The organism is Pseudonocardia sp. (assembly GCF_025965585.1).
Classification (GTDB): Bacteria; Actinomycetota; Actinomycetes; order Mycobacteriales; family Pseudonocardiaceae; genus Pseudonocardia.
On record NZ_JAOPWR010000547.1, the window covers coordinates 1 to 20925 of the forward strand.

Annotated in this window: 16 protein-coding genes; 3 read left to right on the top strand and 13 right to left on the bottom strand. The window is 72.0% G+C overall.

Going from position 1 to position 20925, the window contains the following annotated elements:
- Positions 1 to 3 precede the first annotated feature (3 nt).
- Genes JWR81_RS33720 through JWR81_RS33755 form a run of 8 tightly spaced genes read right to left on the bottom strand, consistent with a single transcriptional unit; the run spans position 4 to position 11136 of the window.
- Positions 4 to 1755 carry an acyclic terpene utilization AtuA family protein gene (locus tag JWR81_RS33720; protein ID WP_297662050.1) on the bottom strand — a complete coding sequence of 584 codons (1752 nt, stop codon included), beginning with the start codon at positions 1753 to 1755 and terminating at the stop codon, positions 4 to 6.
- Positions 1752 to 2546, bottom strand: a complete 795-nt coding sequence (locus tag JWR81_RS33725) for a TIGR03084 family metal-binding protein (RefSeq protein ID WP_297662052.1) — start codon at positions 2544 to 2546, stop codon at positions 1752 to 1754. The genes JWR81_RS33720 and JWR81_RS33725 overlap by 4 nt, the downstream gene beginning before the upstream one ends.
- Positions 2547 to 2548: 2 nt before the next feature.
- Entirely contained in the window at positions 2549 to 3313 is a 765-nt protein-coding gene (locus JWR81_RS33730) for an enoyl-CoA hydratase-related protein (RefSeq protein ID WP_297662054.1), read from the bottom strand.
- Positions 3310 to 4812 (bottom strand): class I adenylate-forming enzyme family protein, encoded by a 1503-nt coding sequence (locus JWR81_RS33735; RefSeq protein WP_297662056.1) that lies wholly within the window; start codon positions 4810 to 4812, stop codon positions 3310 to 3312. Before JWR81_RS33735 ends, JWR81_RS33730 begins: the two co-directional genes overlap by 4 nt.
- Complete coding sequence (locus tag JWR81_RS33740) at positions 4809 to 6770, bottom strand: biotin carboxylase N-terminal domain-containing protein (protein WP_297662058.1); 1962 nt, start codon at positions 6768 to 6770, stop codon at positions 4809 to 4811. The genes JWR81_RS33735 and JWR81_RS33740 overlap by 4 nt, the downstream gene beginning before the upstream one ends.
- 5 nt (positions 6771 to 6775) lie before the next feature.
- The gene (locus tag JWR81_RS33745) at positions 6776 to 8374 is read right to left on the bottom strand and encodes an acyl-CoA carboxylase subunit beta (RefSeq protein ID WP_297662060.1); all 1599 of its coding nucleotides are present in this window, start codon (positions 8372 to 8374) and stop codon (positions 6776 to 6778) included.
- Complete coding sequence (locus JWR81_RS33750; RefSeq protein WP_297662062.1) at positions 8375 to 9973, bottom strand: AMP-binding protein; 1599 nt, start codon at positions 9971 to 9973, stop codon at positions 8375 to 8377. It abuts the gene before it with no gap.
- 11 nt (positions 9974 to 9984) lie between these two features.
- A complete protein-coding gene (locus tag JWR81_RS33755) occupies positions 9985 to 11136 on the bottom strand; it encodes an acyl-CoA dehydrogenase family protein (protein WP_297662064.1) in 1152 nt (383 codons plus the stop codon).
- Between the two features lie 69 nt (positions 11137 to 11205).
- Between JWR81_RS33755 and JWR81_RS33760 the strand changes: the two genes are divergently transcribed.
- The 3 genes from JWR81_RS33760 (at position 11206) to JWR81_RS33770 (ending at position 14359) form a co-directional block, all read left to right on the top strand.
- On the top strand, positions 11206 to 11820 hold the full coding sequence (locus JWR81_RS33760) for a TetR/AcrR family transcriptional regulator (RefSeq protein WP_297662066.1): 615 nt from the start codon (positions 11206 to 11208) through the stop codon (positions 11818 to 11820).
- A gap of 33 nt (positions 11821 to 11853) precedes the next feature.
- Positions 11854 to 13533 (top strand): AMP-binding protein, encoded by a 1680-nt coding sequence (locus JWR81_RS33765; RefSeq protein WP_297662073.1) that lies wholly within the window; start codon positions 11854 to 11856, stop codon positions 13531 to 13533.
- 79 nt (positions 13534 to 13612) lie between these two features.
- Positions 13613 to 14359 carry a hypothetical protein gene (locus JWR81_RS33770; RefSeq protein WP_297662075.1) on the top strand — a complete coding sequence of 249 codons (747 nt, stop codon included), beginning with the start codon at positions 13613 to 13615 and terminating at the stop codon, positions 14357 to 14359.
- Positions 14360 to 14395: 36 nt separating this feature from the next.
- On the opposite strand, the gene JWR81_RS33775 is transcribed toward JWR81_RS33770, so the two are convergent.
- From JWR81_RS33775 to JWR81_RS33795, 5 genes are all read right to left on the bottom strand, one after another.
- Positions 14396 to 16333, bottom strand: coding sequence for an ABC transporter ATP-binding protein (locus JWR81_RS33775; RefSeq protein ID WP_297662132.1), 1938 nt, complete (start codon positions 16331 to 16333; stop codon positions 14396 to 14398).
- A 121-nt stretch (positions 16334 to 16454) separates the two neighbouring features.
- Positions 16455 to 18188 (bottom strand): ABC transporter ATP-binding protein, encoded by a 1734-nt coding sequence (locus tag JWR81_RS33780; protein ID WP_297662077.1) that lies wholly within the window; start codon positions 18186 to 18188, stop codon positions 16455 to 16457.
- Positions 18182 to 18808, bottom strand: a complete 627-nt coding sequence (locus JWR81_RS33785) for a TetR/AcrR family transcriptional regulator (protein ID WP_297662079.1) — start codon at positions 18806 to 18808, stop codon at positions 18182 to 18184. The genes JWR81_RS33780 and JWR81_RS33785 overlap by 7 nt, the downstream gene beginning before the upstream one ends.
- Before the next feature lie 107 nt (positions 18809 to 18915).
- Positions 18916 to 19446, bottom strand: coding sequence for a TetR/AcrR family transcriptional regulator (locus JWR81_RS33790; RefSeq protein WP_297662081.1), 531 nt, complete (start codon positions 19444 to 19446; stop codon positions 18916 to 18918).
- A gap of 29 nt (positions 19447 to 19475) precedes the next feature.
- Positions 19476 to 20885 carry an aldehyde dehydrogenase family protein gene (locus tag JWR81_RS33795; RefSeq protein WP_297662083.1) on the bottom strand — a complete coding sequence of 470 codons (1410 nt, stop codon included), beginning with the start codon at positions 20883 to 20885 and terminating at the stop codon, positions 19476 to 19478.
- Positions 20886 to 20925: the final 40 nt, after the last annotated feature.

Below are 20925 nucleotides of genomic sequence, written 5' to 3' on the forward strand. Positions count from 1 at the left end.
GCGTCAAGGGCCGACCAGCGCGGCCGGCACGTCGACCAGCCGGCTGCGCAGGTACTCCCCCAGCCCCTTGGCCTGCGGGTCGGGCCGGGTCGACGACGCGACGCCGTCGCCGAGCAGCCCGTGCACCACGACGTTCAGCGCGCGCAGGTTGGGCAGCGCGAACCGCTCGATCCGCAGGACGGCGGCCTCCGGCCCGAGCAGCTCCCGGAGCCGGTCGACGGTGAGGTGCTCCTGCAGCCAGGCGTAGGAGTCGTCGTCGCGCGTCCAGAGGCCGACGTTGGCGTTGCCGCCCTTGTCGCCCGACCGCGCGCCGCACAGCCGCCCCAGCGGCACCCGCTGCGTCGGCCCTTCGCTCGGCACCCCGAGACGCACTTGTGCGCCCGGGTGGGAAGAGCCAGCGGTGGTGGGCGGTGATGCGTCCGGGTGGGCAGAGCACAGGGGCGGGTCAGCGATGGCGCGGCGCTCCCCGTCGGGCAGGACCACCGTCTGCGTCACCGCCGTGCGCGGCACCGCCGCGGGCCGGTAGACGCCGAACGCCGACTCGGCCGAGGGCGGGGTGGTGGTGTGGAAGCCCGCGTAGCCGCCCAGCGCCAGCTCCATCGTGGCGTTGGAGAAGGCGCGGCCGACCTTGCGCGGGTCCGGGTCCTTGACCGTGACGCGCAGGTGCGCGGTGGCCTCGGCGTTGGACGCGGCGTCGGGACGGTCGAAGCGCAGCAGCCGGGTGTCGACCTCGGCGAACCGGTCACGGCCACCGAGCACCTCGAACAGCAGCGACTCGGCGTGGGCGGCCTTGGCCTCGATGTCGAGGCCGGTGAGCACGAGCGTCATGGTGTTGCGGAAGCCGCCGACGTCGTTGAGCGCCACCTTGAGCGTCTCCGGCGGCGGACTGCCGTGGGTCCCGGTGATCGCGACGCGGTGCTGGGCCTCCTGGGTCACAGCGAGCGTGTCGAAGTGCGTGGTGACGTCCGGGCCCAGGTAGGCGGGCTCGGCGATCTCGTAGAGCAGCTGCGCGGTGACCGTGCCGACGGAGACGAGCCCGCCCGTTCCGGGGTGCTTCGTGATGACCGACGAGCCGTCGGCCGCGACCTCCGCGATCGGGAAGCCCGGGTAGCGGCGGTTGGTGATCTCGTCGAGGAACGCGTAGTTGCCGCCCGTGGCCTGGGGGCCGCACTCGATGACGTGCCCGGCCGCGACGGCGCCGGCCAGCGCGTTCCAGTCGTCGGTCGCCCAGCCGTGCCACCACGCCGCGGGCCCGACGACGAGCGAGGCGTCGGTGACCCGGCCGGTGACGACCACGTCCGCGCCCGCGCCGAGCGCCTCCGCGATGCCCCAGCCGCCGAGGTAGGCGTTGGCCGACACGGGCTTCCCGCTCACGGCGGGGGTGATCGCGTCGAGGGAGCCGCGCAGGTCGTCGCCCTCGACGTGGGCGACCTTCGCGTCGAGCCCCAGCGTCGCGGCGACCTCGCGGATCGCCGCTGCCAGCCCGGCGGCGTTCAGCCCGCCCGCGTTGGACACGATCTTGATCCCGCGCTCCAGGCAGGTGCCGAGCACGTCCTCGACCTGCGTGAGGAACGTCTTCGCATATCCGGTGGCCGGGTCCTTGGCCTGCGCCTTCGCGAGGATGAGCATCGTGAGCTCGGCGAGGTAGTCGCCGCACAGGACGTCGATCGGCCCGCCGTCCACCATCTCGCGCGCGGCCTTGATGCGGTCGCCGTAGAAACCCGAGCAGTTGCCGATGATCACCGGTCTCGTCATGCGAACTCCCCCGCCTTGCGTCCGGTGCCGGCGTCCCCCGCGAACGCCTGCGCGAACGTCATCCACTCCGTCGCGACCGGGCCGGTGATCACCAGCGCGGTGTCCTCGCGGTGCCGGCGCTGGGTGACCGCCAGGCAGAAGTCCAGGGCCGGCCCGCTGATCTGGTCCTCGGCCCCCTCCGGCCCCCACGTCCAGCGGGCGCCGCTGGGGGCGTCGAGCTCGACGCGGACGGGCGACGTGCTCACCTCACGGCCGTTCACCAGGTAGCTGTAGGCCCGCGCGCCGATGCCGATGTGGGCCACGTGGCGCAGCCGGTCGGTGGGCTCGCGCTGAACGCCGACGGTGTCGGCCACGTCCTGCCCGTGCGCCCACGTCTCCATGATCCGGGCGGTCAGCGACGACGCCGCGCTCATGGCCGGGCCGAACCACGGCACGCGCAGCGACGGGTCCAGCGGCCGGAACGACGCGATCAGCCGGGCCCGGGCGTCGTCGAACCAGGCGAGCAGCTCCGCGCCGGACTTGCCGCGGTGCTGCTCGGCGATCGCGTCCGGGCTCACCCCGCCGGCGGCGACGATCTTCTCCAGCTCGGCACGGAAGGCGTCGGGATCGGTGGCCGACTGCACGGCCACGTCGTCGAACGCCGCGAGGTGCGACACCTGGTCGCCGATCGCCCAGCCGGCCGCCGGCGTGGCGCGGCGCCAGTCGTCCTCCGACAGCGGGGCGAGCAGGCCCCGCAGGACCGCCGACTCCGCGGCCAGGTCGTCGGCCAGCGCGTCCATGGACACCGGCATCGCTATCGTCCCTTCCACACGGGTGCGCGCTTCTCGCGGAAGGCACGCGGCCCCTCCTGGGCGTCCTCGGAGAGGTACACCGGTTCCCAGATCTCCTCGGCCAAGCGGTAGGCCTCGCTCAGCGGGTGCTCCGCCGAGAGGTACGCCGTGGCCTTGGCCGCCCGCACCGACAGCGGTGCGTTGGCCGCGATCCGCTCGGCCAGGCTCTGGACGTGGTCGCGCAGCTCGCACGTGGGCACGACGTCGTTGACGAGCCCCACCTCGTGCGCGCGGCGGGCCGTCAGCGGGTCACCGGTGAGCAGCATCTGCAGCGCGACCCGCGGCGGCACCAGCCACGACAGCGGGGCAGCCCACGGGGCGCCGCGGCCGACCTTGACCTCGCTCACGCCGAACGCCGCGTGCTCGGCGGCCACCACGAGGTCGCACTGCTGCGTGAGCAGGAACCCGCCGGCCAGCGCGGCGCCGTTCACCGCGGCGATCGTGGGCTTCGAGACGTCGACGGTGCGGCCCGGCTGCGGCACGAAGTCCGGCGGCGGCACCGTCAGGGCGTCCGCGGCCATCTCCTTGAGGTCTCCGCCCGCGCAGAACGCCTTCTCGCCCGCGCCGGTCAGCACCAGCACGCGCGCGTCGTCGTCGGCGCCGAACCGCTGCATCCCGGCGAGCAGGCCCTCCCGCACGGCCCGGTTCAGCGCGTTGCGGGCCTCGGGACGGTCGATCGTCAGCCAGGCCACGCCGTTCTCGACCTCGTATCGGACGACGTCCGTCACGGGAACATCCTCCGCAGCTCGGGCCGGTTGAGCTTGCCGCTGCCGGTGCGCGGCAGCGCGTCGACGATCTCGATGCGGCGGGGCCGGTGCATACCCCGCAGGTTCGGGTCGGTGGCGCAGTACGCGGCGATCTCCTCGACCGTGACGCCCTCGCGGCTGGGCACGACCACCGCCGTGACCTGCTCCACCCACCGCTCGTGCGGCGTGCCGATCACCGCGACCTCGGCCAGGTCCGGGCAGTCGGCCAGGTGCTCCTCGACCATCTGCGGGAAGATGTTCTCCCCACCCGAGATGATCATGTCGTCGATGCGGTCGACGTAGTAGAGGTATCCGTCCGCATCGCGGGACATGAGGTCGCCGGTGCGGAACCAGCCGTCGGACCACTTCTCCTCGATCAGCTCCGGCAGGTTCCAGTAGCCGGGGGTGACGGCATCGCCCTGCACCCACAGCTCGCCCACCTCACCGTCCTCCTTGACGTCGGTGGCGGTCGTCGGCGAGACCAGCCTGGTGCGCACCACCTGCTCCAGTGGACGGCCCATCGAGTCGGGCCGTCGCGTGTCGCCGGCCGCGTAGGAGACGACGAGCCCGCTCTGCTCGGTCTGCCCGTAGATCTCGACGCCCTCGATACCCGTGCCCGCGGCCAGCCGGTCGATCGACGCGGTCGGGGTGCGCGAGCCGCCGAACATGCAGATGCGGAACGAGTCGAGCACGACGGGCGCGCCGACCGTGCGGTTGCCGACGTCGATCATCATCGTGGCGATGAGCCCACCGTAGGTGGGGCGCAGCCGCCGGGCCAGGTCGATCCAGACCAGCGGGTCCCACCTCGCCATGAACGTGATCTGCCCGCCGCGCAGCAGTACCGGCAGGCTCGCGAGCTGCAGCCCGCCGACGTGGAACAGCGGCATGCAGTTGAGCACGTGGTCGGCGGAGGTGATCTCGTAGAGGTCGACCACCCCGTCGACCTGGGCGGTGATGTTGCGGTGGGTCTGCCGCACGCCCTTGGGCACACCGGTGGAGCCGGACGTGTACATGATCAGTGCGTCGTCGCGGTCGAGCCGCGGCACGACGGTGTGCACGGGCTCGTGTGCGGCCACGGCCTCGGCGAACCCGCCGCCCGCGCCGGTGGTGAGCAGCCGGACGGGCGCCCCGGCGAGCAGCGACTCCAGCCGGGCGACGTCCCCGGGCAGCACCACGAGGTGGGTGACCCCCGAGTCGGTGATCGCGAAGCGCAGGGCGGCCTCGGGAAACATGTAGTTCAGCGGCACCCCCACCCCGCCCGCCTGCCAGACGCCGAGCAGACCCGTGAGGTACTCGAGGGTGTTGGGCAGGAAGAACCCGACCCGGTCACCCGGCGCCATGCCCTCGGCGTGCAGGTACGCGGCGAACCGGCCGCCGATCTCCGTGAAGTGGCCGTAGCCGATCTCCTCGTCGTCCAGGCGCAGGGCGACCTGCCCGGCATGGTCGGCTGCCGCGCGGCGCAGCAGGTTCGCGATGTTCATGAGCCGCTCCCGTCGTCGACGACCGCGAGCACCTGGCCGGTGTCCACCTGATCGCCCGGAGCCACGTGCAGCTCCGTGACCGTGCCGTCCACGGGAGCCACCACGGTGTGCTCCATCTTCATCGCCTCCAGGACGACGAGCGGCTGTCCCGCGGTGACGGCGGCGCCGGGCTCGGCGAGCACCCGCACCACCCCACCGGGCATCGGGGCGAGCAGCGACCCCGCGTGCGCGACGGCGTTGGGGTCGGCGAACCGGGGCACCTCCGCCAGCGCCGAGGAGCCGTCGGGCCCGTCGACGTACGCGACGCCGCCGACCCGGTGCACGGCGTAGGCGCGGCGGACCCCGCCGACCTCCAGCGCGACGGCGTCCGGAGCCGCCGACAGCAGCCGCGCGTCGAGCGGTTCACCGTCGACCGTGACGCGCAGGCCGTCCCGCGAGAGCCGGTAGCCGACCTCGAGGGTCTCCTCCCCCACCGTGTAGCTCACGCGCTGCAGGGCGGAGGCCACGTTGCGCCAGCCCGAGGGCAGCGTGCCCAGCACGCGCGCCCCGTCGCGGTTGCCGGCCTGCGTGGCGAGCGCGGCGGCCGCCGCGTGCGTCGCCACGGACGGCGTCGCCGCCAGCGTGGCCGGATCGTGCCTGGTCAGGTACCCGGTGTCGGTGCCGCCCGCGAGGAACTCCTCCTCGCGGAGAATCCCGACCAGCAGGTCCCGGTTCGTCGTGACGCCGTGCAGCTGCGCGTCCTGCAACGCGCGGGCGAGCCTGCGGGCGGCGTCGGCGCGGGTGGGGCCGTGGGCGATGACCTTGGCCAGCATCGGGTCGTAGGCCGTGCCGACCACCGACCCGTCGACGACGCCGGTGTCGACGCGGATGCCCGACGAGGGCGCGATGCGGCAGCGGTGCAGCGTGCCGGTGGCGGGCAGGAACCCCGCGGGGACGTCCTCGGCGTAGAGCCGGACCTCGATGGCGTGCCCGTCGATGCGGGCGCCGGTGACGGATTCGGGCAGCGGATCGCCCTCGGCCACCCGCAGCTGCACCTCCACGAGATCGAGCCCGGTGACCAGCTCGGTGACCGGGTGCTCGACCTGCAGCCGGGTGTTGACCTCGAGGAAGTGGAACGCGCCCTTCGCGTCCAGCACGAACTCGACGGTGCCGACGCCCGTGTAGCCCAGCGCCTTGCCCGCCGCGACGGCCGCCGCGCCCAGCTCCGCGCGCAGTGCGTCGTCGACGGCCGGGGACGGCGCCTCCTCGACGATCTTCTGGTAGCGACGCTGGATGGAGCACTCGCGCTCGAACAGGTGCACGACGGTGCCGTGGGTGTCGCCGACGATCTGCACCTCGACGTGACGCGGGTCGACGACGAACCGCTCCAGGAACACCGTGCCGTCGCCGAACGCGGACGCGGCCTCGCGCCGCGCCCCGTCGACGGCGTCGGTGAGCTCGTCGGGCGTGTGGACGACACGCATGCCGCGCCCGCCGCCGCCGAACGCGGCCTTGACCAGCACCGGGAAGCCGATCGCGGCGGCGACCGCGGCGAGGTCCGTGCTGTCGGTGATCGTGGCGCCCGGCAGCACGGGCACCCCGGCCGCCTCCATCAGCGCCTTGGCCTCCACTTTGGAGCCCATCGACGCGATGGCCTCCGGCGGCGGCCCGACGAACGTGACACCGGCGGTGGCGCACTCGCGCGCGAAGCCGGCGTTCTCCGAGAGGAAGCCGTAGCCGGGGTGGATCGCGTCGGCCCCGGTGGCCTTCGCCGCGGCGAGGACGAGGTCCCCACGCAGGTAGGTGTCGCCGGGGGCGGACCCGGGCAGCCGCACGGCCTCGTCCGCGAGCGCGACGAACGGGGCGTCGGCGTCCGGGTCGGAGAACACGGCGACCGTCGAGATGCCCAGCGCGTGGGCGGTGCGCATGACGCGGGCGGCGATCTCGCCGCGGTTGGCGATCAGAAGCTTCTGGATCATGCCGCTCACATCCGGAAGACGCCGAAGCCACGACGGCCGGCGACGGTGTTCGAGTGGACGGCCGAGAGCGAGAGCCCCAGCACGGTGCGGGTGTCACGGGGATCGATGATCCCGTCGTCGTAGAGCCGGGCGGTGACGTAGAACGAGTGCGACTCGGCCTCGATCTGCGCCTCGATCGCCGCGGTCCGCTTCGCATCGGCGGCGTCGTCGAACGGCTTGCCCTGCGAGGCGGCCGAGGCCTTCCCCACGATCGACATGACGCCGGCGAGCTGCGCTGCTCCCATGACCGCGAGCTTGGCCCCCGGCCAGGCGAACATCAACCGTGGGTCGTAGGCGCGTCCGGACATGCCGTAGTTGCCGGCGCCGAACGAGCTGGCCATGTTGACCGTCAGGTGCGGCACCTGGCTGTTGGTGACGGCGTTGATCATCTTGGCGCCGTCCTTGATGATCCCGCCCTGCTCGTAGGCCGTGCCGACCATGTAGCCGGTGGTGTTCTGCAGGAAGATCAGCGGAGTGTCGGTCTGGTTGGCCAGCAGGATGAACTCGGTGGCCTTCTTGGCCTCCTCGCTGAACAGCACGCCGCGGTGGTTGGCGAGGATCCCCACCGGATAGCCGTGGATCCGCGCCCAGCCCGTGACGAGCGACGTGCCGTAGAGCGGCTTGTACTCGTCGAAGTCCGAGCCGTCGACGGTGCGGGCGAGGATCTCGCGCGGATCGAACGGCACCTTGGTGTCGGCCGGGACGATGCCGAGGATCTCGTCCGGGTCGTAGCGCGGCGGGGCGGGGTTCCGCGACGGCGCGGGCCCGAGCTTGTGCCAGTTGATGCGCGTCATGATCTCGCGGCCGATGCGGATGGCGTCGTGCTCGTCGACGGCGAAGTAGTCCGACAGGCCCGAGACCCGGCTGTGCATCTCCGCACCGCCGAGCGACTCGTCGTCGGCGTCCTCACCGGTGGCCATCTTGACCAGCGGCGGGCCGCCGAGGAACACCTTGGCGCCCTTGTCGACGAGCACCGCGTAGTCGCACATGCCCGGCACGTACGCGCCGCCCGCCGTGGAGTTGCCGAACACCAGCGCGACGGTCGGGATGGCCATCGACGACAGCTCGGTGAGCTCGTGGAAGATCCGCCCCGCCGGGACGAACAGGTCGGCCTGGGTGGGCAGGTCCGCCCCGCCCGACTCGACGAGGTTGATCACCGGCAGCCGGTTGACCCGCGCGATCTCCAGCGCCCGCAGCGTCTTGCGCAGCGAGTAGGGGTTCATCGACCCACCGCGCACGGTCGGGTCGTGGGTGATGATCACGCACTCGACGCCGGACACCACCCCGATGCCGGTGATCTCGCTGGCCCCCACCGTGAACTCGGTGCCCCACGCGGCCATCGGGGAGAGCTCGAGGAACGGGCTGTCCGGGTCGAGCAGCAGCTCCAGACGCTCCCGGGCCGGCAGCTTGCCGCGGTCACGGTGGCGCTTCATGTACCGCTCACCACCGCCCGCGACGGCCAGGTCCAGCTGCTCCTGCATCTGGTCGAGCACCGCGAGCTGGGCCTTCCGGTACGACGCGTACGTCTCCGACGAGGTGTCCAGCAGGGACTTCAGGACGGGCATTCAGCTGCTCCGGTAGTGGGAGGTGTGGGCGTCGCGCACCACGTTCTTCTGGATCTTGCCGGTAGACGTCTTCGGGAGCCCGCTCGTCACGATCACCGACTTGGGCACCTTGTAGCCGTCGAGCCGCTGCTTGAGTGCCACCAGCAGCTCGGCCTCGTCGATCGTCTCGCCCGGTTTCGGGACCACCACCGCGGTGATCGCCTCGCTCCACCGCTCGTGCGGCAGCCCGACCACCACGACCTCGGCCACGCGGGGGTCGGCGGCGTAGACCGCCTTCTCCACCTCGATGGACGCGACGTTCTCGCCGCCGGTCTTGATCACGTCCTTGTACCGGTCGGCGAACCACAGCACGCCGTCGGCGTCGAAGCGGCCGACGTCGCCCGAGTGGAACCAGCCGTGCGCGAACGCCTCGCCGGTGGCCTCGGGGTTGCGCAGGTAGCCGTTCATCGTCGACGGGCCGCGGTAGACGATCTCGCCCTGCTCGCCCTGGGGCAGCAGCTCACCCTCTGGACCCATGATCCCGACCTGGACGCCGGTGATCGGCGTGCCGACCGCGCCGATGTGGGTGAGCTGGTGCTCCGGGCGGAACAGCGTGGTCACCGGGCTCATCTCGGTCTGCCCGAACAGCAGAGCGAAGTCGCAGCCGAAGCCCTCGAGGCAGGCACGGATCAGGGCGTCCGGCATCGGGGCCATCGCGTAGACCGCGCGCTTCAGCGACGACAGGTCCCGCCCCGCGAACGAGGGGTGCTCCAGCGCCGCCCGGAACATCATCGGCAGGCCGAACACCTGCGTGATCCGCTCGCGCTCGATCGCGTCGAGGAACGCGGCGGGGTCGAAGCCGCGGTGCACGTGGATCGTGGCGCCCACCAGCACCGCGGGCGTGCAGAACGCGTTGAGCTGCGCGGTGTGGAACATCGGCATCATCGCGACGAACCGGTCGCCGGCGTTCCAGCCCGCCTCCAGCGCGCCGGACATCGAGCCGAGGTAGATCGCCTTGTGGCTGCCGACCACGCCCTTCGGGAACGACGTGGTGCCCGACGTGTAGAGGTAGCTCAGCCCGTCGGCGTCCTCGACGACGACCTCCGGCTCCGAGGTGTCCTCGGCCAGCAGGTCGTCCAGTGTGGACCAGCGGCGGTCCTCCGGGGACGCGGCGTACTCCGCGCCGGTGCCGGGCGCGACCACCACGTCGACGACGTCGGAGACCTTGGTGATGCCCTCGGTCATCGCCCCGACCAGCTGGGACTCCACCACGATGCCGCGCGCCTGCGAGTGCCCGAGGACGTAGGCGACCTCGTCGGGCCGCCACCCCAGGTTCATCGGCACGCAGACGACGCCGAGCTTGGCGCACGCGAAGTAGACGGCCAGGAACTCCGCGCTGTTGGCCGACGCCAGCCCCAGCGCGGCGCCGCGCGCGTAGCCGCGACCGGCGAGACCGTGGGCCAGCCGGTTGACCCACGCGTTGAGCTCCGCGTAGGTCCAGCGCCGCTCCCCGTCGACGCCACGGTCCACCAGCGCGAGCTGTGTGGGCCGCAGCGCGGCGGTGCGCGTCAGCATGTCGCCGACGTTGATCCGCTGGATGAGGTTCTCGTCGAGGTCCATGAGTGCCGCTCCTAGTAGGACCGCGGGAGGCCCAGCGTGTGCTGGGCCACGAAGTTGAGGATCATCTCGCGGTTCACCGGCGCGATGCGCAGCAGCCGCGCCAGCCCCCAGTACGGCAGGAGGCCGTACTCGCTCGCGACGCCGTTGCCGCCGTGGGTCTGCATGGCGGCGTCGCACGCGGCGATGGCCGCCTCGGCCGCCGCGTACTTGGCCATGTTGGACGCCTCACCGGCCGGCAGCCCCTGATCGTGCAGCCAGGCCGCCTTCTGGGTCATCAGCGCGGCCAGCTCGGTCTCGATCTTGGCCTTGGCCAGAGGGTGCGAGACGCCCTGGTGCGCGCCGATGGCCGTGTCCCAGACCTTCCGGTCGGTCGCGTACGCGGCGGCGCGCTCCAGCGCGTACCGGGCGATGCCGACGCACATCGCGGCACCGGTGATGCGCTCCGGGTTGAGGCCGTGGAACACCTGGCGGAAGCCTGCGCCCTCGTCGCCCACCAGGGCCGACGCCGGCAGCCGGAGGTCGTCGAAGTGCAGGGTGAACTGCCGCTCCGGCACCATCACGTCGACCGGCAACGGGGTGCGGACCAGTCCCGGCGAGTCGGTGGGTACCACGAACAGCGACATCAGGGCCTTGCCCGAGGCGTCTCTGCCGCTGCGGGCGACGACGAGCAGCGCGTCGGCCTCGTCGACGCCGGAGATGTAGTACTTGGTGCCGTTGAGCACCCACTCCTCGCCGGAGCGGGTGGCGGTGGTGGAGATCTGGTGGGTGTTGGAGCCTGCGTCCGGCTCGGTGATCGCGAAGACGACCTTCTTGTCGCCGCTCGCCAACCCCGGCAGCCACTCCTTGCGCAGCTCCTCGGAGCCGAACTCCTCGATCACCTCGGCCGAGATGGCCGCCGTGACCAGCAGCAGCAGGATCGGCGTGCCCTGCGCGGCGATCTCCTCGCACACGAGGGCCAGCTCGACGAGCCCGCCGCCACCACCGCCGTACTCCTCGCCGATGTTGACGCCGATGTACCCGCCGTCGCCGAGTGCGGTCCACAGCTCCGTCATGGGCTCGCGGGCGCGGGCGTGCTCGGCGTAGTACCCACCGCCGAAGCCGGCGGCGATCGCCCCCACCGCGGAACGGAGGTCGCGGTACTCATCGCTCTCGAGGAAGTCCACCCTGACTCCAGACAAGTGATTGTCGGTTCACTTGTGGCGACCATAGCGCCGCGCTGCCATGATGGCCAGATGGCCACCGCAGGTGCGCGCAGGCGCCGCGACCCCGAACGCCGCGAGCGGATCCTCACCGCCGCGGCCGAGCTCGCCGCGCGCCGCGGGTTCCACACCGTGGGCATGGCCGACATCGGCGCCGAGGCCGGCATCGTGGGCTCGGGCATCTACCGCCATTTCGACAGCAAGGACGCTGTCCTCGTCGCCCTGCTCGACCAGGTGATGGACCGTCTGCAGGCCGGCGCCGAGGAGATCCTCGCGTCCGCAGGCGACGAGCACGCGGCGCTCTCCGCGCTGGTCCGGGATCACATCCGGGTCGCGATCGAGGACCGCAGCATCCTCGCCGTCTACCACCGGGAGATCCACAACCTGCCCGAGGACGAGCGACGCAGGCTGCGCAGGCGCCAACGCCACTACATCGAGGACTGGGTGCACGTGCTCAGCCCGCTGCGCCGCGACCTCGCCGACGGCGAGCTGCGACTGGCCGTCCACGCCTCCGTCGGCGCCGTGCAGTCCACGCTGTTCTTCCGGAGCGGTCTGGCCCCCGAACGGCTCGCCGAACTGCTCGACGACATGGCGCACGCGTGCCTGGGCGTCGCGCCCGCGAGTGAACCGCTGGTGACTACCCCTTGAAGTCGTGACCGCGATCACGCCATGCTGGACCTCATGAACCCTGCTGCGAAGGCCGACATCGACGTCACGACCCTGCGCGGCCGCCGGGCGGTGCACCGCTTCGAGCGCACGTCCGTCGGGGACGTCTTCGAGCGGCTGACCTGGAGCTACCCCGACCAGGTCGCGATCACCGGGTGGGAGGGCGCGTACGGCGAGGAGGCGTTCGCGCGCGTCACCTACCGGGAGGCCGACGAGACGGCCAACCGCGTCGCCCACGCGCTCGCCGCCGCAGGCCTCGCCCCGGGCGACCGCGTGCTGCTGTTCTGTGAGAACTCCGTCGAGGCGTACCTCACCAAGATCGGCGTGGCGAAGGCCGGCATGGTCGCGGTCCCGCTCAACCCGAACCTCGCCACCGACGTCGTCACGCACCTGATCGAGCTCACCGAGCCCCGGTTCGCGATCGTCGACGCCGAGCTGTGGCCGCGCGCCCAGCACGCCTTCGACGCCACCGATCTGGCCGTGGGCGCCACGATCACGATCGGCGGCGGCCCGGTGGCGGGCAGCCCGTCGTTCGGCGGCCTGATCGCGGAGGAGCCCGCCACGGAGCCGGACGTCGAGATCCATGGCGACGACATCTGGGAGCTGCTGTTCACCTCGGGCACCACGTCACTCCCCAAGGGCGTGATGGTCTCGCACTCCTCCACCCACCTCGCGGCGCTGAACTTCGCGCTGTCCCTGACGCGCGGGCTGCGCCACGAGTGCGACCTGCGGCTCGCGGTGTTCCTCCCCCTGATCTACCACGTCACCGACCAGATCTTCACGTTCTCGGCGTTCCTGGCCGGCGGGTCGCTGATCGTCGGCCGCCGCCCGGCTCCCGGGCCGGTCGTGCAGGCGCTGGCCGCGGAGCGCGCCACGGCCGTCTGGGCCGGGTCCCCGCAGTTCGTCACCGGTCTCGTCGCCGAGCTCGACGAGCACCCCGAGCTGGACGTCTCCGCGCTGGAGGTGCTGGTCTACGGCTGGGGCGCCCTGGCCCCGGCGACGCTCGACGAGCTCGTCAAGCACTGCGGCGACCTGGTCACCTTCGGGATCTTCGGCCAGACCGAGGCCATCGCCTGCCACCGGTTCTGGCCCACGAAGTGGCCCGACCTGCACCGCCGCACGGCCCCGGCCGTCAACTACGTCGGCATGCCCAGCCCGCTGCTCTCCTCCGAGGTGGTGGACGAGACCGGCGAGCCCGTGCGCGGCGAGCCCGGTGAGGCCGTCTACCGCTCCCCGATCATGACGGCCGGCTACTACCGCAACCCCGAGGCCACCGCCGAGGCGTTCCGTGGCGGCTGGTTCCACTCGGGCGACAGCGTCGAGATTCCCCCCGGGGCTGTCGACGAGGACGGCCTGCGGATCATGGTGGACCGCTACAAGGACATCGTGAAGTCCGGCGGCGAGAACGTCTCCAGCATGCGCGTGGAGGCCGTGCTCATGACCCATCCCGACGTGGCGCGCGCCGCTGTGGTGGGCCTGCCGCACGAGCGCTGGGGCGAGGCCGTCACGGCGGTGGTGGTGCCGCAGCCGGGCGCCGTCCCCGTGGAGGCGGACGTACTGGCCTACTGCCGCGAGCGACTGGCCGGCTTCGAGACGCCCAAGCGCATCGTGGTGGCGGACGCACTGCCGGAGACGGTCGGCGGCAAGGTCCTGAAGTACAAGCTCCGCGCCGAGCACGCGGGCCTCTACGCGTGAGCGAGCGCGCCTGAGCTGGACCGATGCAGTTACCCGGGGTGGCCGATCAGCGTCGCGGGGCGTACGGGATCCTGGCGCGGTGACCAAGCCGGGGCGTACCGCCATCGCCATCCTCGCCGACCGTTCCCGAGCCACCCGTCCGGTTCGCGCCGCACTGCGCGCGGGCCTGGCGGGCATGCTCTCCGACCAGCAGGACAGGGCCGACCAGCAGGACAGCGCCAACCAGCAGGACACCGCCGACCAGCAGAGCACCGACGTGCTCGCGACCGTCGTGCCCACGGGCGCGACCATGCCCGCGCTGCGCCCCGTCGCCGACGTCACCGTGCCGGCGCTGCGGTCCCGCGGCACGGCCGCCGTGCGCGACGACCTCGGCGTGCTGATCACCGACCTCGGCGCGGCGCTGTCGACGATGCCCGAGGAGGAGCGCCCCTCGCGGGTCCTCGTCCTCGTCGTGGGTGCCGGCACCGCGGGCACCCGCTGGAGCCGTGACGCGATCGCGGACCTCGTCGGCGCCCAGCATCGCGACTACGCGTGGGAGTTCGCGTTCGTCGGCCTCGGCACCGACACGGCCGCCGCCGCCGAGCTCGGCATCGGCCACGCGCTGACGTGCACCCCCTCCGAGGAGGGCGTGCGCGCCGGCCTCGCCGCCGCGTCGGCGTTCCTGTCCCGCGCCCGCGACGGGCAGCCGTGGGCCCCGGTGGAGGGCTTCGTCGACGCCGAGCGCGCCGCGGCCGCCGCACCCGCCGACGAGACCGCGGCCACCGCGTCCTGGTGGCAGCGCCTGCTCGGACGCAAGCCCGAGATGGCCACGTCGGAGCAGGCCTGAGGGAGCGGCCCGGCCGGATCCCCGGCCGGGCCCGGCTCACTCCGTGCCCGACACCGCGCCGGCGAACTGCGCGTTGTAGAGCCGGTAGTAGGCGCCGCGGGCCTCGAGCAGCTGCTCGTGGGTGCCCTGCTCCACGATGCTGCCCGACTCCATCACGAGGATGAGGTCGGCGTCGCGGATCGTGGAGAGGCGGTGGGCGATCACGAAGCTCGTACGGTCGCTGCGCAGCGCCGCCATGGCCCGCTGCACCAGCACCTCGGTGCGGGTGTCGACGGAGCTGGTGGCCTCGTCGAGGATGAGCAGCGACGGGTCGGCGAGGAACGCCCGCGCGATCGTGATCAGCTGCTTCTCCCCCGCCGAGACGTTGGAGCCCTCCTCGTCGATCACCGTGTCGTAGCCGTCGGGGAGGCTGCGCACGAACCTGTCGACGTAGGTGGCCCTCGCCGCGTCCAGCAGCTGCGCAGGCGTGGCGTCCGGGTTGCCGTAGGCGATGTTGTCGCGGATGGTGCCGCCGAAGAGCCACGTGTCCTGCAGGACCATGCCGATGCCCGAGCGCAGGTCCTGCCGGGTCATCGCGGCCGTGTCCACACCGTCGAGGGTGATGCGGCCGCCGTCGAGCTCGTAGAACCGCAGGATGAGGTTCACCAGCGTGGTCTTGCCCGCGCCGGTCGGCCCGACGATCGCGACGGTCTGCCCGGGCTCCGCGACCAGCGACAGGTCGTCGATGAGCGGGGTCTCGGGGAGGTACCGGAAGCTGACGTTCTCGAAGGCCACGCGCCCGCGGCGCTCGGTGCGCACCTGGGGTGGGACCGGGTCGGGGCGCTGCTCCTCGGCGTCGAGCAGCTCGAACACCCGCTCGGCCGAGGCCACCCCGGACTGCAGCAGGTTGGCCATCGACGCGGCCTGCGTCAGCGGCTGGGTGAACTGGCGCGAGTACTGGATGAACGCCTGCACGTCGCCGAGGCTCATCGCGCCCGACGCCACACGGAAGCCGCCGATCACGGCGACGAGCACGTAGTTCAGGTTCCCGATGAACATCATCGACGGCATGATGATCCCGGAGATGAACTGGGCCTTGAAGCTCGCGCCGAACAGATCGCCGTTGCGCTTCTCGAAGCCCTGCTCCACCTCCTTCGTCCGGCCGAACACCCGCACCAGCTCGTGCCCGGTGAACGCCTCCTCGATCAGGCCGTTGAGCTCGCCGGTGTGGCGCCACTGCGCCACGAACTGCTTCTGCGAGCGTTTCGCGATGGCCTTCGTCAGCCACAGCGACGCGGGGATGGTGAGCAGCGCGATGATCGACAGCAGCGGCGAGACGATCAGCATCATCACCAGCACGCCGACGATCGTCAGCAGCGAGGTGAGCAGCTGGCTCATCGTCTGCTGCAGGCTCGTCTGCACGTTGTCGATGTCGTTCGTGACACGGCTGAGCACCTCGCCGCGCTGCTGGCGGTCGAAGTAGTTCAGCGGCAGCCGGTTGATCTTGTCCTCGACCTCGCGGCGCAGCTCGAACACGGTGCGCTGCACGATGCCGTTGAGCAGGTAGCCCTGCAGGTAGCCGAACACGGCCGACCCGAGGTAGATCGCGATGACGCCGAGCAGCACCTTCCCCAGCGCGGTGAAGTCGATGCCCACACCGGGGATGACGTGCTGCGCGGTGATGATGTTGGCGATCGCGTCGTTGCCCCCGGCCCGCGCGCTCGCCGCCGCCTGCTCCGCCGTGACACCGGCCGGGAGCTGCTTGCCGATGACACCCGCGAAGATCAGGTCGGTGCCGGCGCCGAGGATCTTCGGGCCTAGCACGTTGAGCGCCACGCTGATCACGCCCAGGACCAGCACGGCGATCACACCGAGCCGCTCCGGGGAGAGCCTCGCGGCCAGCCGCTTCGCCGACGGCCCGAAGTTCGACGCCTTCTCCGCGGGTGCCCCCGCACCCGCCCACGGCGGGCCGCCGCCGCGGCGCTGGGCCGCCATACCGCGGGCGGCCTTGACGGTGTCCTCGTCCTGACGCGGCTTGGCGTCCGCCGGGGCACTCGCCGGCGCGCTCGTCTCGGTACTCACGCCGCCTCCGCGGGAAGAAGTGCGTAGGTGGGGCTCATGCCGCGACCTCCGCGCTGAGCTGGGACTCGACTATCTCGACGTAGGTCGGGCACGCTCGGAGCAGCTCGTCGTGGCGGCCGATGCCGACCACCGCGCCGTCCTCGAGGACCACGATCTGGTCGGCGTCCTGGATGGTCGACACGCGCTGCGCAACGATCACCACCGTCGCGTTCGCCGTGACCGGTTTGAGCGCCGCCCGCAGGCGGGCGTCGGTGGCGAGGTCGAGCGCGGAGAACGAGTCGTCGAACAGGTAGATCTCGGGTCTGCGCACCAGCGCCCGGGCGATCGCGAGCCGCTGGCGCTGGCCGCCGGAGACGTCGGTGCCCCCCTGGGCGATCGGCGCCTCCAGCCCGCCCTCCATCGCGCGGACGAACTCCTCGCCCTGGGCGATGCGCAGCGCCTCCCAGAGATCGTCGTCCGTCGCGTCGGGGTTGCCGTAGCGCAGGTTGCTGGCGACCGTGCCGGAGAACAGGTACGGCCGCTGCGGCACGAGGCCGATGCGGCTCCACAGGTCCTCGGGATCCATCTCCCGGACATCGACGCCGTCCACCGACACCGAGCCCGCGGTGACGTCGAAGAGCCGCGGCACCATCGAGACCAGCGTGGTCTTGCCGGCGCCGGTGCTGCCGACGATCGCGGTGGTGCGCCCGGGCAGTGCCGTCAGCGTGACGTCGCTCAGCACCGGCGCGGACGCACCCGGGTACCGGAAGCCTGCGCGGTCGAACACCAGCTCACCCCCCGTGCGCAGCGACCGGACCGGGCGCTCCGGGGGCGCGACCGAGGACTCGGTGTCGAGCACCTCCGTGATGCGGTCGGCGCACACCGCCGCGCGCGGGATCATGATCGCCATGAACGTGGCCATCATGACCGCCATGAGGATCTGCAGCAGGTAGGCCAGGAACGCGGTGAGCGACCCGACCTGCATCTCGCCGGCGTCGATGCGGGCGGCGCCGAACCACAGCACCGCCACACTGGAGACGTTGAGCACGAGCGTGACGATCGGGAAGATCAGCGCCTGCAGGCGGCCCGCGCGCATGGCGACGTCGGTGACCTCGCTGTTGGCCATGCCGAACCGCGCGGTCTCGACGGGCTCCCGGACGAACGCGCGCACCACGCGGATGCCGGTGATCTGCTCGCGCAGCACCCGGTTGACCGCGTCGATCCGGACCTGCATGAGGCGGAACTTGGGCACCATCCGGATGATCACGAGGCCGATCGCGACGATCAGCACCGGCACGCTGACCACCATCAGCCAGGACAGGCCGACGTCCTCGCGCAGCGCCATGATCACGCCACCGACACACATGATCGGCGCCGAGACGAGCATCGTGCAGGACATCAGCACGAGCATCTGGACCTGCTGGACGTCGTTCGTGTTGCGGGTGATCAGCGACGGCGCGCCGAAGCGGTTGACCTCGCGGGCGGAGAACCCGCCGACCCGGTGGAACACGGCGGCGCGGACGTCACGGCCGAAGCTCATGGCGGTGCGGGCGCCGTACCAGACCGCGGCGATGGAGCAGACGATCTGCACCAGCGTCACGAGCAGCATCCACCCGCCCGCCCCGAGGATGTAGGGCGTGTCCCCCTTGGCGATTCCCTGGTCGATGATGTCGGCGTTCAGGCTCGGCAGGTAGAGCGCCGCCATCGTGCCCACCGTCTGGAGGACGACGACGAGCCACAGCTGCCGGGCGTAAGGGCGCAGGTGGGTGCGCAGGAGTCGGATCAGCATGCTGCGTCCTCGGTCATGGCGTGGTGGTGCCGGCAGCCGGGCCGGGCCAGCACGCCGTCGAGCAGGATCGTGACGATCTGCTCGGCGTCGAGCAGGCGCCCGTCGGAGATGCGCGGGTGGGAGCCGGAGAAGACCAGCAGGCGCAGGACGTGGACCAGCTCCCCGGCGGGCACGGTCAGCGCGGGCTCGTCGGGGCCCACGACGTCCACGAGCGCGGCGTGGAAGGCGTCGTTCATGACCCTCCGAGCCTCCTGGCGCCCCGGAGGCGGGCCGGTCAGACCCAGGGCGTCGATGAGGACGAACGCCCCGACCAGCCGGTGCTGCATCACGACGGCGGCCGCGACGAGCCGGTCGCGCAGCGGCAGCTGCCGGTCGATCGCCGCCAGCTGCGCCAGCGTCGGCTCCGGGTCGAAGGCCTTCTCCGTGACCGCGCACATGAGCGCGTCCTTGTCCGGGAAGACGCGGTAGATGGTGCCCTCGGCGACGTCCGCGGCCTCGGCGATCAACCGCGTGCTGACTCCCGAGCCGTGCTCGAGCACGAGTGGCAGGGTGGCGTCGATGATGGCCGCCCGGCGGTCGTCGGGCGCCATCCGCGCTGCACGACGTTCCCTGGTGACCATGCCGGGAAACTAGATGAGTGTTCACTCATTACGCAAATGATTTTCGCCGGAGGCGATCAGACTGCGGAGCGCCGGAGGCGATCAGACCGCGGAGCGCCGGAGGGCGATCAGGAACGGCGCGCGGCCCCGGCCGTGGTGGGGACGTTGGCCGCGATGACCTGCTCGAAGTCGTTGAGGACGCCCAGCAGCTCCTCCCGGTCGACGAGACCCCGGATCTGCTGCACGCCCGCCAGCAGCGCGATGCCCATCAGCGACAGCCGCCGCGCGGTGGCGTCGTCGCCGCCGACCCCGGCGACCACCACGCGGAGGCCCTCGATCCGCGCCGCGTCCACCCGCTGCTGTGCGTGCCCGACGGCCGGGTCGAGCTTCCCCCACGCCCGGATGGCCGCCTCGGCCTCGTGCGGCACCGTGACGGCGAGGTTCTTCATCACCGTCACGCGTTCCCACGGGTCCTCGGCCTGCCAGGTCAGCGCGAGCAGCGTCTGGGTCTTCTCGGCCTCCCAGTGGGCGAGCATGGCCTCGACGAAGCCCGCCCACGACCCGAAGTGGTGGTAGAAGGACCCGCTCGTGACGCCGAGCTCCCGGCAGAGCGGAGCGATCTTCAGGCCGGCCTGGCCCCGCTCGCCGAGGATCGTCATCGCGGCCTCGAAGTACCGCTCCGGGGTGATCAGAAGAATCTCCTCAGCAGCTTCTCGGCCTTGACGGAGTACGGCGGGTAGATCAGGGAGAGGTCCGGACGCGTCGGCTTGGTCAGCACCGACTTGCGGTGGCTGAACGTCTCGAACCCCCAGCGGCCATGGTAGGCGCCCATGCCGCTGCGGCCCACGCCTCCGAACGGCAGCTGTGGTACGAGCACATGGAACATCAGGTGGTTGATCACCGTGCCGCCGGAGCTGACCTGCTCGGTCACCTTCCGCGTCACCGCCTTCGAGCGGCTGAACACGTAGACGGCCAGCGGCTTGGGCCGGTCGTTGACGAAGCGGATCGCGGTGTCGACGTCCTCGATGGTCAGGACGGGCAGGATCGGCCCGAAGATCTCCTCCTGCATGAGGCGGCTGTCGGGGCGCGGGTCGACGACGATCGTCGGCTCCCCCGTCGGGCCACCGGCCGCGTCGACGTCCACGTGCCCGCCGTGCGTGACGCGGCCGCCGTGGTCGTCGAGCAGGCCGGCGATGCGCGTGGCCTGCCGGGCGTTGACGATGCGCAGCCCGTCGGACGCGCCGCCGCGGAGCTCACGGGTGGCCGCGGCGATGCCCTCGACCAGCCGCTCGCGCACGGCCTCCTCGACGAGCACGTAGTCGGGGGCGATGCAGGTCTGGCCGGAGTTCATCAGCTTGGTCCAGGCGATCCGCTTGGCGGCGACGTCGATGTCGGCGTCGGCCGTGACGATCACCGGGCTCTTGCCGCCCAGCTCCAGCGTGACGGGCGTCAGCGTGGGCGCTGCGGCCGCCATGATCAGCGCACCGACCTCGGGGCTGCCGGTGAAGAACGCGTGGTCCAGGCCCTGCGCGAGCAGCTCCTGGGTCTCGTCGGGGCCGCCGGTGACGACGGCGACGGCGTCCGGGTCGAGGTAGGCCGGCAGCAGCTCGGCCAGCAGCGCGGCGACGGCGGGCGCGTGCTCCGACGGCTTGACGACCGCGCAGTTGCCCGCGGCGAGCGCGGCCACCAGCGGCGCGAGCGTCAGGTACACGGGGTAGTTCCACGGGCCGATGACCAGCACGGTGCCCAGCGGCTCGTAGACATAGCGCGCCGAGCCCGGCTGCACCGACAGCGGCAGCCCCGCGCGCTTGCTGCGCATCCAGCGCTTGAGGTGCTTGCGGGCGAACGCCGACTCGGCCGTGCTGGGCGCGAGGTCGGCGAGCCAGGCGTCGACGCGCGGGCGTCCGAGATCGGCGGCGAGCGCGGCGGCGAAGTCGTCCTCGCGCTCGGCCACCATCCGCTCCAGGCCCTCGAGCTGGGCCAGGCGCCAGGCGACCTCACGGGTCCGGCCCGTCGCGAACGTGGCGCGCAGGCCCGCCACGAGGGACGGCACGTCCGGACCGGACGTCTCCACGGGCACGGGAGCGGTGGTGGTCATCGTCGTCTCCTGAGAGGGCTCGCGTTTTCCGTAACGTAGG

Excerpts from the sequence above, each read along its gene's own strand:
- JWR81_RS33720 (WP_297662050.1), bottom strand. The coding sequence starts at position 1,755 with ATGACGAGACCGGTGATCATCGGCAACTGCTCGGGTTTCTACGGCGAC.
- JWR81_RS33725 (WP_297662052.1), bottom strand. The coding sequence starts at position 2,546 with ATGCCGGTGTCCATGGACGCGCTGGCCGACGACCTGGCCGCGGAGTCG.
- JWR81_RS33735 (WP_297662056.1), bottom strand. The coding sequence starts at position 4,812 with ATGAACATCGCGAACCTGCTGCGCCGCGCGGCAGCCGACCATGCCGGG.
- JWR81_RS33740 (WP_297662058.1), bottom strand. The coding sequence starts at position 6,770 with ATGATCCAGAAGCTTCTGATCGCCAACCGCGGCGAGATCGCCGCCCGC.
- JWR81_RS33745 (WP_297662060.1), bottom strand. The coding sequence starts at position 8,374 with ATGCCCGTCCTGAAGTCCCTGCTGGACACCTCGTCGGAGACGTACGCG.
- JWR81_RS33750 (WP_297662062.1), bottom strand. The coding sequence starts at position 9,973 with ATGGACCTCGACGAGAACCTCATCCAGCGGATCAACGTCGGCGACATG.
- JWR81_RS33760 (WP_297662066.1), top strand. The coding sequence starts at position 11,206 with ATGGCCACCGCAGGTGCGCGCAGGCGCCGCGACCCCGAACGCCGCGAG.
- JWR81_RS33765 (WP_297662073.1), top strand. The coding sequence starts at position 11,854 with ATGAACCCTGCTGCGAAGGCCGACATCGACGTCACGACCCTGCGCGGC.
- JWR81_RS33775 (WP_297662132.1), bottom strand. The coding sequence starts at position 16,333 with ATGGCGGCCCAGCGCCGCGGCGGCGGCCCGCCGTGGGCGGGTGCGGGG.
- JWR81_RS33780 (WP_297662077.1), bottom strand. The coding sequence starts at position 18,188 with ATGCTGATCCGACTCCTGCGCACCCACCTGCGCCCTTACGCCCGGCAG.
- JWR81_RS33785 (WP_297662079.1), bottom strand. The coding sequence starts at position 18,808 with ATGGTCACCAGGGAACGTCGTGCAGCGCGGATGGCGCCCGACGACCGC.
- JWR81_RS33790 (WP_297662081.1), bottom strand. The coding sequence starts at position 19,446 with ATGACGATCCTCGGCGAGCGGGGCCAGGCCGGCCTGAAGATCGCTCCG.
- JWR81_RS33795 (WP_297662083.1), bottom strand. The coding sequence starts at position 20,885 with ATGACCACCACCGCTCCCGTGCCCGTGGAGACGTCCGGTCCGGACGTG.